The 13,583-nt window shown below is 65.7% G+C and carries 18 protein-coding genes and 1 pseudogene; 11 read left to right on the forward strand and 8 right to left on the reverse strand.

The window, feature by feature from the left end; all coding sequences use genetic code 11:
* Nucleotides 1-131: 131 nt before the first annotated feature.
* Entirely contained in the window at nucleotides 132-605 is a 474-nt protein-coding gene (locus tag ROTAS13_RS09360) for a nickel/cobalt efflux transporter (protein ID WP_083755455.1), read from the forward strand.
* 90 nt (nucleotides 606-695) lie between these two features.
* Here ROTAS13_RS09360 and ROTAS13_RS09365 read toward each other — a convergent pair whose 3' ends face one another.
* Both ROTAS13_RS09365 and ROTAS13_RS09370 read right to left on the reverse strand, forming a co-directional pair.
* Nucleotides 696-1,064: a type II toxin-antitoxin system RelE/ParE family toxin gene (locus tag ROTAS13_RS09365; protein WP_075822175.1), complete on the reverse strand. Its 369-nt coding sequence runs from the start codon at nucleotides 1,062-1,064 to the stop codon at nucleotides 696-698.
* Complete coding sequence (locus tag ROTAS13_RS09370) at nucleotides 1,064-1,342, reverse strand: hypothetical protein (protein ID WP_075822176.1); 279 nt, start codon at nucleotides 1,340-1,342, stop codon at nucleotides 1,064-1,066. Before ROTAS13_RS09370 ends, ROTAS13_RS09365 begins: the two co-directional genes overlap by 1 nt.
* A 140-nt stretch (nucleotides 1,343-1,482) precedes the next feature.
* Here ROTAS13_RS09370 and ROTAS13_RS27755 point away from each other — a divergent pair, with 140 nt between their 5' ends.
* From ROTAS13_RS27755 to ROTAS13_RS09380, 3 genes are all read left to right on the forward strand, one after another.
* On the forward strand, nucleotides 1,483-1,902 hold the full coding sequence (locus tag ROTAS13_RS27755; protein ID WP_216348619.1) for a tyrosine-type recombinase/integrase: 420 nt from the start codon (nucleotides 1,483-1,485) through the stop codon (nucleotides 1,900-1,902).
* 15 nt (nucleotides 1,903-1,917) lie between these two features.
* A complete protein-coding gene (locus ROTAS13_RS27760; protein ID WP_216348620.1) occupies nucleotides 1,918-2,130 on the forward strand; it encodes an integrase in 213 nt (70 codons plus the stop codon).
* 71 nt (nucleotides 2,131-2,201) lie between these two features.
* Entirely contained in the window at nucleotides 2,202-2,540 is a 339-nt protein-coding gene (locus ROTAS13_RS09380; protein ID WP_075822177.1) for a hypothetical protein, read from the forward strand.
* Nucleotides 2,541-2,569: 29 nt separating this feature from the next.
* On the opposite strand, the gene ROTAS13_RS28575 is transcribed toward ROTAS13_RS09380, so the two are convergent.
* Complete coding sequence (locus tag ROTAS13_RS28575) at nucleotides 2,570-3,082, reverse strand: GNAT family N-acetyltransferase (RefSeq protein ID WP_083755456.1); 513 nt, start codon at nucleotides 3,080-3,082, stop codon at nucleotides 2,570-2,572.
* Here ROTAS13_RS28575 and ROTAS13_RS26165 point away from each other — a divergent pair.
* Both ROTAS13_RS26165 and ROTAS13_RS09395 read left to right on the forward strand, forming a co-directional pair.
* Nucleotides 3,081-3,260 carry a hypothetical protein gene (locus ROTAS13_RS26165; RefSeq protein WP_139323299.1) on the forward strand — a complete coding sequence of 60 codons (180 nt, stop codon included), beginning with the start codon at nucleotides 3,081-3,083 and terminating at the stop codon, nucleotides 3,258-3,260. The genes ROTAS13_RS28575 and ROTAS13_RS26165 overlap by 2 nt on opposite strands.
* Nucleotides 3,175-3,501: pseudogene (locus ROTAS13_RS09395) on the forward strand (transposase); the annotation flags it as partial. The gene ROTAS13_RS26165 and the pseudogene ROTAS13_RS09395, both read left to right, overlap by 86 nt.
* A 344-nt stretch (nucleotides 3,502-3,845) precedes the next feature.
* On the opposite strand, the gene ROTAS13_RS09400 reads toward ROTAS13_RS09395, so the two are convergent.
* The 3 genes from ROTAS13_RS09400 to ROTAS13_RS09410 form a co-directional block, all read right to left on the reverse strand.
* The gene (locus tag ROTAS13_RS09400; RefSeq protein WP_075822179.1) at nucleotides 3,846-4,412 is read right to left on the reverse strand and encodes a hypothetical protein; all 567 of its coding nucleotides are present in this window, start codon (nucleotides 4,410-4,412) and stop codon (nucleotides 3,846-3,848) included.
* 145 nt (nucleotides 4,413-4,557) lie between these two features.
* Nucleotides 4,558-7,728: a MobF family relaxase gene (mobF, locus tag ROTAS13_RS09405; RefSeq protein ID WP_083755457.1), complete on the reverse strand. Its 3,171-nt coding sequence runs from the start codon at nucleotides 7,726-7,728 to the stop codon at nucleotides 4,558-4,560.
* A complete protein-coding gene (locus tag ROTAS13_RS09410) occupies nucleotides 7,725-8,051 on the reverse strand; it encodes a hypothetical protein (protein ID WP_075822180.1) in 327 nt (108 codons plus the stop codon). Before ROTAS13_RS09410 ends, mobF begins: the two co-directional genes overlap by 4 nt.
* Nucleotides 8,052-8,340: 289 nt before the next feature.
* Between ROTAS13_RS09410 and ROTAS13_RS26170 the strand changes: the two genes are divergently transcribed.
* The 5 genes from ROTAS13_RS26170 to ROTAS13_RS26180 all read left to right on the forward strand — a co-directional run bounded on the left by ROTAS13_RS26170 (nucleotide 8,341) and on the right by ROTAS13_RS26180 (nucleotide 11,603).
* Nucleotides 8,341-8,835: a hypothetical protein gene (locus ROTAS13_RS26170; protein ID WP_139323300.1), complete on the forward strand. Its 495-nt coding sequence runs from the start codon at nucleotides 8,341-8,343 to the stop codon at nucleotides 8,833-8,835.
* 17 nt (nucleotides 8,836-8,852) lie between these two features.
* Nucleotides 8,853-9,644 (forward strand): hypothetical protein, encoded by a 792-nt coding sequence (locus ROTAS13_RS09415; protein ID WP_075822181.1) that lies wholly within the window; start codon nucleotides 8,853-8,855, stop codon nucleotides 9,642-9,644.
* Complete coding sequence (locus tag ROTAS13_RS09420; protein ID WP_075822182.1) at nucleotides 9,641-10,264, forward strand: hypothetical protein; 624 nt, start codon at nucleotides 9,641-9,643, stop codon at nucleotides 10,262-10,264. The genes ROTAS13_RS09415 and ROTAS13_RS09420 overlap by 4 nt, the downstream gene beginning before the upstream one ends.
* 206 nt (nucleotides 10,265-10,470) lie before the next feature.
* A complete protein-coding gene (locus ROTAS13_RS26175) occupies nucleotides 10,471-11,193 on the forward strand; it encodes a hypothetical protein (protein ID WP_371329178.1) in 723 nt (240 codons plus the stop codon).
* A gap of 119 nt (nucleotides 11,194-11,312) precedes the next feature.
* Nucleotides 11,313-11,603 carry a hypothetical protein gene (locus ROTAS13_RS26180; RefSeq protein WP_139323302.1) on the forward strand — a complete coding sequence of 97 codons (291 nt, stop codon included), beginning with the start codon at nucleotides 11,313-11,315 and terminating at the stop codon, nucleotides 11,601-11,603.
* 147 nt (nucleotides 11,604-11,750) lie between these two features.
* Here ROTAS13_RS26180 and ROTAS13_RS26185 read toward each other — a convergent pair whose 3' ends face one another.
* A complete protein-coding gene (locus ROTAS13_RS26185; RefSeq protein WP_139323303.1) occupies nucleotides 11,751-12,137 on the reverse strand; it encodes a helix-turn-helix domain-containing protein in 387 nt (128 codons plus the stop codon).
* A 367-nt stretch (nucleotides 12,138-12,504) separates the two neighbouring features.
* Nucleotides 12,505-13,197, reverse strand: a complete 693-nt coding sequence (locus ROTAS13_RS09440) for a hypothetical protein (protein ID WP_083755458.1) — start codon at nucleotides 13,195-13,197, stop codon at nucleotides 12,505-12,507.
* Between the last annotated feature and the right edge of the window lie 386 nt (nucleotides 13,198-13,583).

Below are 13,583 nucleotides of genomic sequence, written 5' to 3' on the forward strand. Positions count from 1 at the left end.
GCCTGCCTGCCGTGCGACAGGCCATCACCGCACGGCTGTTTGCTCACCTCGCATCACCCGTGCGATGTCCACATTGCAGACGACGATTCCTGCCGCCCATCAAACCTAAAGTGCCCAGGTAGTGCTACGATGTGACATTCATCGAGGGGCACGGCCATGACCATGTGCACAAGGAGGCTCGCGGCCTCAAGGTGGTGCCGGGTGGCGAATACATGGACGCGCACGAACGCGCCCACGCCGACGACATCGGCCGCCGCTTCCAGGACCGCAACGTCACCACCTGGCAGATCGTCACCTTCGGCCTGACAGGTGGGCTGATCCCGTGCCCGGCCGCCATCACCGTCCTGATCCTCTGCCTCCAGCTCAAGCGGATTCCCCTCGGTGTGGTGCTGGTGACAGGGTTCAGCGTCGGCCTGGCGGTGACGATGGTGTCGGCCGGGGTCATCGCGTCCCTGAGCGTCCGGCATATCCAGAAGCGGTGGTCAGGGTTCAGCGGCTTCGCCCGCCGCGCACCCTATGCCTCTGGGGCGCTCATGCTGGTGATCGCGGCCTACATGGCGGTGTCCGGCGCCGTGGGCCTCACCAACGGACACGGTATCGGTTGATGATAGGGTAAGCAGTAGCCGGTAAAGGTGAGCGGACTGCTTCATGCCGAGAGCATCGGGCGGGCCAGCGCGGTCCGGTTTCCACCCCTCTCAGCCTGGATCGGTCGTCCGCGCGATCCGTCGGGCTGCGCGGGAGAGAACCATCCGGTCGTGAACCAAGCCCAGGATCTCAACGGCACCATCCGCCGCCAGGCGGTAGATGATGAGGTGGCGGGGGCTCGCGACGTGACGTGCCGGCTCTACGCGACGTTTGGCGAGGCGCGTCGGGTAAGCGCGAATGCCCGGCAGGCGGGCCACCTCCACCGAGCCGATCAGATGCGGCTCCTTGCCCAGAGCGGCCATGGCCGTCAGGATCAGCTGACCGTATCGGCCAGCAGCCTCCAAGCCATGATCGCGCGCGCTGTCGAGGAGGAGGGCATTGATCTGGTCTTCCGCCGTCCTGGTAAGACGATAGGCCACTACTCGCTGGTGGACAGACGGGAGCGGAGCCTTGCCATTATGTCGTCCCGTAGCCGGCGCTCGTCATCAGGGCTTGCCACCATCCGGTAGCGTCCTGCCTCGATGTCGGCCGAGCCATCCTGAGCAGCCTGCCGAACCTCGTCCTCCTCCGCGCTGGTCTCGTCGACCAAGCGCATAACGGCCTCCTCCAAGAACGCCGTCGGGCTACTGGCCCGGCCTTCGGCGACCTGCCGCTCGATCACGCGCTGTAGCTCGTCAGGTAGCTGAACCACGCCCATGCGGAACCTCCAGAGCCAAACATAGCCCCTGGTTTGGAAAATGTCGCGCTTCCCGGGTGGACCGCCTCCGCCCTCAAGCCTGCCCTGGTCAGTCCCTCCACCCATGACGGGTGCGATGGGATCAGACCAGGAGTCACCCAATGACAAGCACCCCGGCCACCTTATCGGCCGACACCGGCAGCACCACGGTCTTCCGACCCTGGAATCTCGGCAAGCTCATCGGCCAGAAGCCGCCGCTGAAACTGCGAGAGGTGTGGGCCATCCGTATCCGCCTGCAGATCCAGGAGCAACTGCGCGACCTTGCCATGTTCAACCTGGCCATCGACAGCAAGCTGCGAGGCTGTGACCTGGTGGCCCTGCGGGTGGACGATGTGCTGCTGAGCGGCCGCGTCCGCCCCCGGGCCATCGTCGTTCAGAAGAAAACTGGCCGCCCGGTGCAGTTCGAGATCACCGAGCAGACGCGCGAGACCGTCATGCAGTGGATTACCAGGAGCGGGCGACGGTCGGGCGACTACCTCTTCCCGAGCCGGATCGGGAACAACAAGCCCCTGACGACCTGACACTATGCCCGGCTGATGGACGGCTGGGTCACCTCCATCGGGCTCGACCCGGCCCTCTACGGCACCCACTCGCTACGGCGGACCAAGGTCGCCCTGATCTACCGGCGCACCGGCAACCTGCGCGCTGTCCAGCTCCTGCTCGGGCACACCAAGCTGGAGAGCACCGTCCGCTACCTGGGCATCGAGGTGGACGACGCTCTGGCCATCTCCGAGCAGATGGATATCTGAACGCCTCGGCGGCGGTCACCAGCCGCCGCCGACCCGTTGCGGACATCAAGCGGGGCTGCCAAGCTCCCACCATGCTTCTTGACCCGGCAGAGTTTGGCCGCCTGATAGGACTGTGTTGGTCGATGGATTCGGCCAGCACCTATAGTCAGGCGAACCCGGCGTGCGGCCAATGTAGTGTGACCGCCCTGGTCGCGCAGGATTACCTTGGCGGCGCCATTGCCAAGACTCGCGTCGGTGATGCTTGGCACTTCTACAATCTGATAGACGGTGAAAGATTCGACTTCACCGCCAGTCAGTTCAACCGTCCTATCATCTACGATGACACGCCTTCTGGGCGGGACGATGCTCTGACCGACACGACGCCAGGGCAGTACACAGCACTCACAGAAGCATTCCGGAGAGTCCGCTAGCCACCGAGGCTGTGTGGAAAGACGGTTGATCAGGTTGCTGCGACCGTTCGAGGACCGCGTGTACAAGCTGTCAGATGCGATGGACGCGGGAGGAGACCGTATCGGGTGTTCAATCCGATGATCTCCGGCGCCGCATCCGCGTAGACAGCCGTATGTTGAAAGGCGTCCAAGCAGGACTGGATGAGGGTGCCCCCTACACCTCTGCGTCGGAAACTCGGCACTACCGCTACCTCGACAAGGTAGGTGACCAGCACTCCATCGCTCAGTGCGCGGGCGTATCCCGCGAACTCCCCTTCCCAATCAGCCAGGGCGATCCAGGCGGAACCCGCAAAGGCCAGGCCGACACGCCGTCGCTCATCCTCGTCATCCTGCCCCCACCCGAGCTGCGCCCACAGGCGGGCAACCCTCGGCAGATCGTCCGGAGTAGGGGTGTGACGGATGTGTAGAGCGTGGATCGAGGTCATGGACCACACGATAAACTGTTGTCCCAAGTGACGCCGCCGGTCGATTCTGCCCGGCAGAAAGCGCGGGATCGAGGGCATGGGACGCTACGTCGAGGGCTGGAACCGGAGCCAGAGCTTCCTGCTGCCCGAGAGCGTCGACGACTACGTGGGCGAGGACAACCCGGTGCGGGTACTGGACCACCAAGTGCCCGGAATACCCGATCAAGGCGCAGTGCACGCCGGCCAAGATGCGTCGGGTCACTCGCTGGGAGCATGAGGGCGTGCTGGACGCCATGCAAAAGCGCCTCGATCAGGTGCCGCAGGCGATGATCCTGCGACGGCAAACGGTTGAGCACCCGTTCGGCACCATCAAGGCCTGGATGGGCGCCACGCACTTCCTGACCCGGACGCTGAAACGGGTCGGCACGGAGATGAGCCTGCAGGTTCTGGCCTACAACATGAAGCGGGTCATCGCGATCCTGGGTGTCAGGCCACTGATGGCGGCCATCCGAGCCTGATAGGCTCGGCACCACACCCGGCTACCCTCGGCGAACCCGGCGCGATCACGCGCAGACTGACGAGATGCTCGTTTCCACACGGCCTCCACCCAATGAAGCGATAGACGTGCAGAAAACCTATATTTGATGCACCAGGCTTCGCCCACGTGGAATCCGGCGACTTTGGAACGACATGATGCATCAACTCGTGCATTAATCTCCGGCGCCTAAACCTTGTCACCTTCGGCGCTGAAACGAGATTTTTGCTCGGTTACTGCCGGGCCCGGTTGGTGAAAGCGTGGACGTCTCATCAGCTTGGCGGCCGTTGCCCCCATTCCGAGCAGTAGCCGATATCCCCTGGTGCTTCAGGCCGAGCACGCCAGCCCGAATGCCTCGGCGAACTCGGTATCACGGTCAGCCGGAGCCCAGGTCTTTCCACCCTGGGCGATCCGCACCGCCCGCGCGGCACCCTCGGCCTGCTCGCTGCACAGTTGCGCCTGTACCAGCAGCTCTGCCGCCCGGGCGCTCAGCTCCTCTGCCTGCTCCTCAAGCGGCTCGATCCAGAAGCCACCCTCGGTCTGCGCCCGTGCAAGCGCCTGGTGCGCTTCGCCGGCCGCGACCGCAGCCTCATGGGCGTCCCGGCAAACGGTGACGGCCTGGGTGAGAAGAGGCTCCAGCACGCCTCGTAGCGCTGCCTGACGTGCCTCGCCGGGCTCGCTCGGTACATGCTTGCGGATGTACTCGGCCGTGCTCGCGTCGGCCGCGTCGCGGAGGCCCGAGACTGGATAATCGAGGCCGAACGCCTCGGCCACGTTGCCCACCTCGCGCGGGTCGGGCGCGATCTCGCGCAGGAGTTCCAGCGTCGGCCGAGCCCGACGCTCCACGGGGAAACGGATGACGTTGGTTAGTCCCGGCAGCAGTTCGATACGCATGGTCGGCTCCTTCGCATGTTACGATGGATTCTAGGACGAACAATCCACGAACTCAATCATAAGATGTTGAAAAACAACAATCTTGTGGCCAACAAGAAAGCTTATGGCCAGCAAGGAAAGTGGGCAGTTGGGCACGCACAGCGCCTCACATGCCCGCGGACGGCGTCGACCTGCGTGGACGAGGGGCTGGCTTGGGATGCGGCTGCAGCGGCGGCGCCGGAGGTACCCCCTCCATCCTGCGACGGGCGACCTCCGCCTCGACCCGCAGATGCCGCAGATGGTCCTCGGCAGTGCGCGGCCCGGCCGTCACAAGGTTGCGCCGCAGTGCCTCGTCCAGCGCTGCGATGTGCCGGGGCAGACTTGCCCGCACCGCCTCGGCCTGTCGTCGCTGCCGAACCTCCCGGCCCAGGTTGCGGCCTTCGGCTTCCAGGGACTGGAAGCGGTGGCTCTGGGCGATGAAGCTGCCGATCGCCATCTCGCGGCCCTCGCTGGCATCCCGCAGCAGGTCGATGCCGAGCGCCTTGTAGGGCTTGGCGGCCATATCCTCGCCGACCCGGTCCCAGAGCGTCTGGGCGTTGATCGGCGTCGCATCCCCGAGCGCCCGGCCGCGCTTGACCGCCTCAAGGGTGGCTGCCTCGGACACGATGGTCCAGGTCGTCCCCGTGGCGCGGCTCTCGGCGACATAGGCCTTGAACGCCGTGATGCCGGCCGATCCGCGCGGAAGGGCGTTGATGTGCTCGTCGGAGGTGATGCCCTGGGCCGCGTCGATGGTCATGGCGTGCCCGAAGCCCAGCTTCAGGCGCCCGGTCTCGCCGTCATGGAGGCGGCGCCATTCCACGGTGCCGACCCGGCCGTCCTTGTTGCGGAAAGTGAGGCCGTCCTCCCCGCGGCCGACCACCTCCACGATGTCGCCGTTGCTGCCGATCCAGCCGCCCTTGCCGTCGAACTTCGCCCAGGTCTTGGCGAAGAGGCGCACCCGGTCGCCGGCCGCGATCGGCAGCTCATACTGCTCACCCCGCTGGTCCACCGCCTGATAGACCACCTCGTCGACTCCGAGTTCGCCCCTGGCGCGCATGCGCTCGCGAACGGCGCGGCTGATATCGGCCGCATCCTCGTTGGTCAGGGCCGAGATGGTGATGCCGCGCCCGGAGCCGGCGGCGGCCAGGGCATCGCGGCGGCGCATGAAGAAGTCGGCGATCCGTTCGACCACCTGGTCGTGGTCGCCGCCAAGCATCTGAACAGATTCGGCGTTGCGAGCCCGCTTGAGTTCCAATGCCTCGGCCGCCCGGCTCTTGTTCTGGTCCTGGTTCTCGCGGAACAGCCCGACGATGTGCCTGTCCTCCCGCTCCCGCTGACGGACCGTGCTGAGCAGCTCCGGCATCTCGGACCTGGGCATGGCCCGGCGCAGCAGCTCGATGGAGTCACCGGCCTCGATGGCCTGGGCTTGCTCCCGATCGCCCAGGGCCTTGATGGTCATGCCGGTGCGGGCCTGCAACTCCAGCAGCTCCAGCATGGCGCGCGGGCCGATCTGGCTGATTTCGTCGATCACCAGCACGGTATTCCGGGTCGGCTGGAATTCGCCCGAGCGGATGGCCGCCAGCAGCGGGTGCATGGCCATGGTCCTGTCCACCCCCGCCTCTTTCAGCGCGTCGGCCTGCCGCCACGCCGTCGCGACGCCGACCACTTCCCGGCCAGCCGGGTCGAACCGGGTGTCCGCCTTCCAGGCAGCGACGAGCGGCTTCATCAGCGTGGTCTTGCCCGCGCCGGCCACGCCGGTCAGCACGGTCAGGGCGCCCCCTTGCCCCATGGCATGGATCGCAGCCAGCTGTGCCCGGCCGTGCTCGGGCTCACGGGTGAAGTCGAGGCCGGAGGCGTCCACTGCCGCCTTGATTGCTGCGGCCGACAGAGCCCCAGCCCGCTCGCTTGCGGCCCGCCGGGCATGCTCGCCCAAAGCCTGCTCGATCCGGATCTGGGCGGTGTTGGTGACCCGAACCTTTTCCCCCGAGTGCCCGACCAGCAGGGCGACGCGCTCGCCCCGAAGGTCAATGCCGCGCTCCTCGATCAGTGTGACCACCCGGTCGATATCCTCCGGGCCGCCGGCGATGCCGGTGCCGATCAGCCCCCGGGCGGCGTACATCCGCAGCTTGTCGTGGTCGATCACCGCGGCCGTGCGGAACTCCTTGGCGAGGTGCCGCGCCGCGAAGCGGTAGGCCTGGTCGAACCGTTCCGCGTCGGTCAGCCTGGGGTGCTCCACCTCCCCCATCACCGTCCGATGCTGCCAGCCGATGGCCTCGGCCTGCTCGCGCCAGATTTCCCGGTCGTTCTTGTTGCCGTGCTTCTCCTGGCGGGAGGCGAGGCCGGTGACGGCCAGGATCTTGAGCTTGCCTTCGGCCGAGATGGTGTCCCACTCCAGCCCCTGCCGTTTGGCGTAGGCCCGGGCGCTGCGGAGGACCTGTTTGCGACCTTTGCTGAACAGGTCGCTCGCCTGCTGAGGGATGGCATCCAGCACCACTGCCTGCTGGTCCTTGTCGTAGCTGGTCCGGGCGCCGAGCCGGCGCAGCTCCTCGGCAAGTCTGGCCTGGAAGTAGGCTCCGAACTCGTGGACGCGGATGGAGCTCAGCGCCTTGGTGTCGAGCGATCCTACCCGGCCGTCATCCGTTACCACGATATTGAACAAGGCATTGTGGATGTGTGCGTGTGGGTCGCCGTCGGTCGGCACCGAGGCAAGATAGGTGGCGCCCCCCGGCCCGTCCTGCACCGGCAGGGTTGGCCGGGCAGTGTGGTGGCGGAAGCTGACCCAGGCTACGGCACCGGGATCGGCACCCTCCTCGCCACCCTTGCCCTTCCTGGCCCAGCCGAGTTCGCGGGCGACGTAGCGCATGGTGGCATCGTTGGCCTTGTCGATGGCATGCCAGATGGCCGCGCTCTCGGCCGGGGTCGCTGCGAACTCGGCCGCCAGAGTAACCGACTTGTGGGGCGCGAGGGTCAGATCGAGCGCACTGATCTTGCGCTCCTGGCTTGACCAGGCCTCGCCGGTATCCGCGCGCTTGGCCTCGAACAGCCGGTCGAGCTGATCGTCCCTGGGCATTCGGGAAGGGTCGATACCAAGTGCCTTGGCCACGGCCTGCGGCATATCGGGCCGCCACGTCGCCCGGCTGTCCCGGCCCGTATAGTAGCTGGTCAGGCGTCCGCCGGGGTCGAGGTGCTTGCCCGGCGTGAGGTCGGGATCGTGGATGGGCTCCGGCGTGTTCTCGGTGAAGTAGGCCCGGATGAGCTTGCCGGCCGACGCCGCGGCCAGCTTGCGGAAGGTCATCATCCCCGGTCGGCCTTCCCGTTCGCAGCGGGACCGCCGGACTTCGGCGGGGCGCCACCCCCGTAGGGCTGTTGCCGCACCAACAGGTCGGTTCTGGCGTCAATGCGCCTGAGCAGAGCGGTCTGGTCACTCACCAGGGTCACGAGGCCGGCGAGCAGTTCGTCGAGCGTCGGGCCTTCACTTGGCTTGGGCGTGAGCAGCTGAACCACCTCGTCCAAACGCTCCAGCACGGTCCGCAGCAAGGCCGATTGCTTGGCGAGCGCGGCAGCGATCGGGTCGTCTCCCCTTCCCGTTCGCACCGGCTGTGGGTCGTGATGGTCGGGCATGCTGCCTCCTGTGTCTGGCAGCAGGGTCGCCCAAGGTGGTGCGAACAGAGATGGGGACCGCGCGGAAAGCCCTTCCGGAGCCGCGCACCCCGCACCTTAGGTGCATTGGTGTATGGAAACCCTTTTCTTGCGACAACCCGGCACGAACCCGACGAACACCCGGCGGGAACGAGGTGACAACTCTCCGACAACCGGACGGCAGCACGACGGGAACACCCGGATGGCATTTTAGGCATCCCGTTCGCACCGCAGGCCCGCAAGCTGGGCCCATGCCGAACGAAGGACTGTCATGCCAGACACGAAGCTCGCGCTCGACCTGAAGAGGAACAAGCCGCCAGGCTCGCGCGGCCGCTCGGACCTTTACCGCTACATCCTGGACAACTGGGCCGAGTTGCAGGCCTACGGCTACGGGCTGGAGGACGGCCCAACGTGGCAGGAACTCACCGACAGGCTCTCCCGGCTTGGGCAGGTGAACTGCAAGGGCAGACCGCTCCGGCGCCTTCAGGTGAGAGCCGTCTTCCTGCGAGTTCAGGCACAGGTGCAGGCCGCTGAAACCAAGCGGCGTACAGGCCTCACAACAAAGACGCAGCCGCGAGCGCCTGCCAACTGGCAACCGCCAGTGGCAGCGGCGCCACCAGCAACGCTGCCTGTGCGCGAAAAAAATCATCAGGCGCCGTTCGCACCGAGCCTGCCTAGCACTGGAAGCACCGACCGGAGCCGCATGACGCCGGAGGAACGCCTGGCCGATGTGAGACGGGTGATCGACAAGCGTAGTGGCCGATGAGAAGGAAAAAGCGACGGATGAACGAGATGAGCAAGAAGCCGGAGGTCGAAACTGGCGCAAGCCGGCGCTCGATCGTGCTCCGGCAGGGACGAGGGCGGCAGGGCGGCACCACGACCCTGGATTTATTGATCCAACTCGCACGGGCGGAGTGCCGGCCGGTTCTGATCGGCGATGGAGACCGCAACAACAGCTCACTCGCTTCCTATTATCCGCCGGAAAATGAAGGCGGAGCGACCCAGCCGCGCACGGGCGAGACGGAGGATGTGAAGGACTGGATCACCGCATCGGTGGCTGAGGCGATCCAGATGGATGCCTCCTTGGTCATCGACCTTGGTGGCGGTGATCGGGTCATGGAGGAATACGGGCGCGACTTGGCCTTGGTCGAGTTTTGCGAGGCGAACGGCTTCCAGCCCCTCGGACTCTTCTTCTGCGGCCCGGAAGAGTCCGACCTCCGACACATTGTGAGCCTCTGGCGGGCTGACTACTTCCGGCCACGCCGCTCCATCGTGGTATTCCAGGAGTATCTGGTTCCGCGGGGGCGGACACCGAGCGGTGCCTTTGAGGCACTGCTCGGCAGCCCCGAGATGAAGGAATTGGTGGAGGACGGCGTAGAGTTCATCTTCCTGCCGCGCCTCCCCTGCATGGAGGAAGTTCGGAAGCTGAAACTCGGCTTTGTGGACGCCGCGGCGGGAAAAGTTGGACCAGAGGGCAAGGCGCTGGATGTGGTCCGCCAGTTCATGGTGAAGCAGTGGATTGGCAAGGTGCAGAAGGAGTTCGAGCGTGTCGGTGCGACAGAGTGGCTACCATGAGCGAGAAGCTGACCCCCACGTCGGTCGCGGCTGAGGAACTTCGCTCGCTTGCCGAGGACCTGGAGCAGGCCGCGTGGCGGATGGATATCAACCCGGAGGATCCGCTCGGGATCTGGTCGATCGCCATGCGACACACCGTCATTGGCATGGCCAACCTCGTTGAAAGGCAGGAACGAGGCGTCGAATCCATTATCAAGCGTTCCCAGGCGCTGGTCGACAAAGAGGTAACTGCTCTCCGGGCCATGGGCGACACGGCGGCGCTGCAGATCGGCGAAGCACAAGCTGCACTCGCTAAGGCGAAGGTGGATGCCGAGAAGCTGACGCTTCAGACCCTCCACGATCTCACGCCGAAGATCGTGGAGCAGATCCGAGACGCGGTGGTCATCCGGGAGAAACGCTATAACCGGAGCATGAGGTGGCGCCACTATGCGCTGATCTCAGCGGCCACAGTCTGCCTGATGGTGGGTGGGTACTCGGTGCGGGCGTGGCAGGACCTGGGAGCCACCAGCGCGATGGCCCGCTGTGTGTCGGCGGGCTTCAAGGCGGCCGATGGCGAAGAATACTGCGCGATGCGGACGCTGCTGCCGCCAGCACCGGCGCGGCCAAGTCCGAGTGGCTGATGAAGCCGCACTCCAGTCGCACCGTGTGCTCCGAGGATGGAAGTCACACGACTGCGAAGGAGGTCACGTTGTGGTCTGATCCCATGAAGCGTCCGGGGTGGGACAAGCGTCGGGCGTCAGTATCCAACTGGGGATGGGGGACGCTCGCGGCTGGTGGGCTGTTGGCAAGCGCCGGCCTGGCTTGTGCGGCCCCGAGCCCGGTCACGATGGACGGGGTGCCCGAACAGGTGCATCCGCAGGTGTCGGAGGTTGGCCTTGGCAGCTTCTCGATGCCAACCGGGACGACGTCGATCATGCCCGGCTCCGGGACCGGGGCGACCGGAAGCGGCAGCGGGACGGGCACGGATGCTGCCTCCCTGAGCGGCGCGGCCTACGATACGATGATGTCGCAGAGTTGGGGGGCACAGGCCAGCAGCTACGCGACGGCGCTGGGCGTCAATCCGACCGCCGTGGCGGCGACCTGCGTCGTCGAGAGCGGCTGCACGAACAACGAATCCTCTGGTGATATCAGGGGCATCTTTCAGATGACGAGTGCGGCCTACACCTCGAACCTGGCCGCTGCCCTCGCGTCGGATCCGAATCTAGCCGCCAACGTCACATCAGGGCTGGCCGGGCAGAACGATCCGGCGACGCAATCCATTGCTGCAGCTCAGTATCTCAAGACTGCGGCGACATCGCTTCAGAACGCCGGAGTTTCCAATCCCACGGTCCTCGATGTACGAGGCTCCTATAACTTCGGCATGGGCAACGGCTATGCCATTGCAACAGCGGACGGATCGGCGCTCATGAGCAACGTTGTCACGAACCTGTCAGCCTCAACCTTGGCGGCCAACGGCATCACGTCAACGACGACGGTTCAGCAATGGCGAGACAGTGTTACCGCCAAGATCGGAACGGCTGCCAGTCAGCCTGTCCTGGTAGGGTCCTGAAGATGCGAACTCTAAGCGGTATAGCCACATGCCTGATCGCTGCGGCAGGGCTCTGGCCGATCTCCGACAGCAGGGCGGACGAGTTGCACGCTGTCCGGCCTATTCCCGGATACGCGTGCATGGCGCTGAACCTCACTGAGAAGCAGATGTTCGATTATAATTCTCTGCCGCCAGTGCGGGAGCAACCGTCACCGACGTCTCACTCGATTGGAGTGGCGTCCGGGATTGTGATGATCGAGGATCCCGTTCGGACGGAGAATGGCTTCATCGCCATGCTGATGCCGAACGGGAAGAAGGGTTGGGTGGAGGCGGACAAACTGAAACCCTATCATAGTCCGTCCAACCCGCCAGCACGTTGCGTTCCATCAATCATGTCGAACGGCAGGATTGGGTTAGCTTTTCCTCAGTGAGGCCTTTGTAGACTATCGTGGCGTTGCAAGGTGAACGCCAAGGGTAGTCCGATGCTGGCAAAACTTTACCGCACCCTTCCTCCGGGCGGCGTCTGGCTCCTGGCCAGCGCCGCCTTTTTCCTGTTGGGCTCCTTTCTGGTGCCTGGCTCAGACAATGGCCGGATGAGCACGCTCGGCTTGGTCGGCGCGCTGGCGGCCGTGCTGATGGTGGTTGGATTTTCGGGCCGGGGGCCGCAACAGCGGCGTTAGCCGGGGAGCTGGGTGATCGCGGTGGAATTGGGCGAGCAACTGCAGCCATTCGGCAACGTCCGCGTCGGTGGCCCCGGTGCCGTCGATCCAGCGGCGGATGGTGGTCTGGTGCCGGCCGGTGCGGCGTGCCAGTTCGCGCTCGGACCAACCCAGGATGGCCAAGCATCGCAGGATGCGGTAGCCTGACATCGGCGCCGTTTCTGGAGCCGCGGCTGTCTCCGTTGAGAGAAAGCCTTCGTGTTCACAATGAACACACTCCCCGAACTCTTCGCTCGATTGCTGCACCAGCGCCTCCTGGCGCGTTCATTGTCCATTCCTCGATGATGATGGTGCGCGGTGCGAACGGCGCCTGCTGTTTGCGTGGATTTTCCGGCTGGGCTGCCCCGGAGGCATGCGCCCTGGCGGAGCTGGGTTGCGGCTGGGGCGGGGTCGCGTAGCGGCCCTGAGCCCGACGCGACCCAGCTGTGCCGGGGGGGGCGTGCCGGAGCCGCGCGAAGCGCGGCGCGACCGCAGGGAGAGGGGTCGCTGGCTTATGGGGTGCCGAGCCCATCCCGGGGGTCCAGGGGGGCCTTGGCCCCCCTGGCGGCGGCCGCCCATCCGGTGTCCGGGGGAAAGGCGGGAAGCGGGGGCCGAAGCCCCCGCCCCTTGCGGGTCAGTCGAAGGCGGAAGCGCGGGCGGCGGCGGCCTGACGACTGACAGCCTGACCTTCCGGGGTGCTGGACACGTAGGGCTTCCAGTCGTTGCCGGTGATCTCGGCGTAAGCGGCAACCGCACCCTCGGCGGCGGCCAGCAGGGCGTAGGACTGGCGGGCCATCTCGGCGGCGAAGCCCTGGGCGCGCTCCACCCGGCTTTCAAAACCGCTCGGGCCGTCGCGGTCCTCGTCGCGCTGATCGTTCAGCTTGCTGGCCATGTCCTTCGCGATGGCGCGCTTGCCATCGAAGAACTGCGCGGCCCCGTAGGCGGAACCGACATAGGCGCCGACCACGCGCTGGAAATGCATCTCCATCGCCTTGTCGCTAAGGCTTGAGCGCAGCGCCTCGGCCTGCTGCTGAAGGGTCTGCCGGGTGTTGGCGACGATATCGTCCACGTCCACCGGGTCCAGGCCGAACAGGCGGTAAAGCTTGGTCATCATGTCGTGCGTGGGGGCAAGCATCCCGGCGCTGGCGAGGGTGATTACCTGCCGCGCGCCCATGTCGCGGCGGGCGGGGGCCTGGGCCTGGGAAGCCTTGGCGGGGTGGGCCTTCTTGCCGGAGGTTTTGCGGGCGGCGGTCATGGCCGCGCCCATGTTGGTGTCGGCCTTGTCGGCGGTGGCGGAAGCGACGATGTTCTGAGCAGCCTGGGACATGATGGACCTATCTGTTCCGGTTAGCCCTCGTTCGGTGTTCGTAGCACCGGGCGGGGGCGTTTTCGTTCGCGGTCAACAGCAACCGCATTTGTATTATGCACGGTCCCGACAAATATTCAATAGAAAAACACGCCAAACACCTGATTTTCCCTAAATAATTTTCCTGTTATTACTTGTCCTAATCCGCGTTTTTCTTGTTCGTCCTGCGGGGTTCGGGGCCGGCGAGGCCCCGTGTTGGCCAGGAGAGTGGAAGGGGACTGGCGTTTTTCTCGTCCCGTCCTGCGAATGCCCAGAGGTTCGGCGGCGGGGCGCGTCAAAGGCGGCGCAGCCGGGACCGGAGCCACGCGCAGGCGCAGCCGAGCATGGCGAGGACCCACCCTTTGACG

This window comes from Roseomonas sp. TAS13 (genome assembly GCF_001950415.1).
GTDB classification, from domain to species: domain Bacteria; phylum Pseudomonadota; class Alphaproteobacteria; order Acetobacterales; family Acetobacteraceae; genus Roseomonas; species Roseomonas mucosa.